The sequence below is a fragment of the Oleiphilus sp. HI0128 genome (genome assembly GCF_001635365.1).
The window spans coordinates 1-1341 of record NZ_LWGG01000137.1 but is presented as its reverse complement, the minus strand read 5'-3'; the positions used below and the strand labels follow the sequence as shown (position 1 = coordinate 1341).

Here is a 1341-nt window from a genome sequence, read left to right as displayed (position 1 = left end):
TCCACAGCGGCACTTGCGACTCCGGATATTTCTACTTGATAGCTTGTTTTTCCAAAGCTCATAACAGCGCCAATGAACGTGCTGCCGATAGCTTCGAGCATTTGGTCAGGCTCGAGCTCCATTTGCTCGCATATTTCTGCTACTCGATCAGAAAACTCCTGTAATACCTCTTGTGATAATTCAGCCATAAAAATACTCGCCAGGTTTAACTCTGTTCCCAAGGGTTGAATATTTTGAGGTTGTCCAGATTAAAATCTGATACGTTGCGCGTTACGATTGTCATATCTTGAACAGCGGCTGTTGCAGCAATAAACGTATCTCTATATGGCTTTGGGTCTGGTACATGATACTTGGCGCTAACCAAAACGACTTCCTTATCGACTGGTAATATACGTCCCTCAAAAGTTGGCAAAACGTGGTCGCTCATCCATTTCCGGAGAATCTTACCTTTCGCAGCATCAGATCTTTCAGCCCGTAGAATCCCGAGCTCTATTTCATGAATGACGATTGATGAAACATAAAGCAATTCAGCTTCAACTTGGGCTGACCATTCCTCTACATTGCTATCAGCTTTACCGCTTTTTACTTTTCTGAGTTCAGAGACAACATTAGTGTCTAATAAATACATACTAAAACTCTGCTGCTGCAGCTTTGTCGGTGACTTGGCCCGGAGTAAATTCGATATCCTCTACCCCATCCATAGAAAGCAGCTCACCAATCGTCGCCTTCTTCTCCGTCATAGCTTTGTACTCTTCATAAGATAAGAGTACGTGAGACGGTTTCCCTCGATCGGTAATATACACAGGTCCAGACAGCGCCTCTTTCTTGGCTCGGCCTGTATCTTGATTAAACTCTCGACTGGTTAATGTAGACATAGCTCACCTCCAAAACAATCTTATGTATAAATGTTACTACATGCGTTTAGTGATCGTCTACAATTGTTTCTATGTTGCTACATTTGGGTTGGATTTAGCGATATGATATAGCACCTGCTTCCATTGGCTTTGTTCGGATAGCAGACCTTGTGGAGCCGCTTGAATAGGCTCTTTTAGTCCCTGATTCGAAATAACTTCGACAGGAGAGTCAGGCCCTGGCCAACACCAACCAAAAGAGTTTCATTGCTGAATAATTAATTGCTGTTCATAAAGTGCTCATATTAGAATAGGCGTAACAAACAGACTCTCTCTAGGGAAATAACAATAAATAATTGGAGCTAGGCATGCCATCCTTTATTAAACTACTCTTGACTTTACTTTGTGTTCTGAGCCTATCTGCTTGTGGTGGCGGTGGAGGCGACGGTCAGGAAAGCAATGCGGATATATCTAAAGGCGATGTGTTTAC

Annotated in this window: 3 protein-coding genes; all 3 read right to left on the bottom strand. The window is 43.0% G+C overall.

Annotated elements, in window-relative coordinates:
• Positions 1-188: hypothetical protein (locus A3763_RS01810; RefSeq protein WP_156494822.1), on the bottom strand; the 188-nt coding region annotated here is incomplete at its 3' end.
• A gap of 17 nt (positions 189-205) precedes the next feature.
• Positions 206-628 (bottom strand): type II toxin-antitoxin system VapC family toxin, encoded by a 423-nt coding sequence (locus tag A3763_RS01805; RefSeq protein ID WP_068633530.1) that lies wholly within the window; start codon positions 626-628, stop codon positions 206-208.
• A gap of 1 nt (position 629) precedes the next feature.
• Positions 630-875 (bottom strand): type II toxin-antitoxin system Phd/YefM family antitoxin, encoded by a 246-nt coding sequence (locus A3763_RS01800; protein WP_068450878.1) that lies wholly within the window; start codon positions 873-875, stop codon positions 630-632.
• Positions 876-1341: the final 466 nt, after the last annotated feature.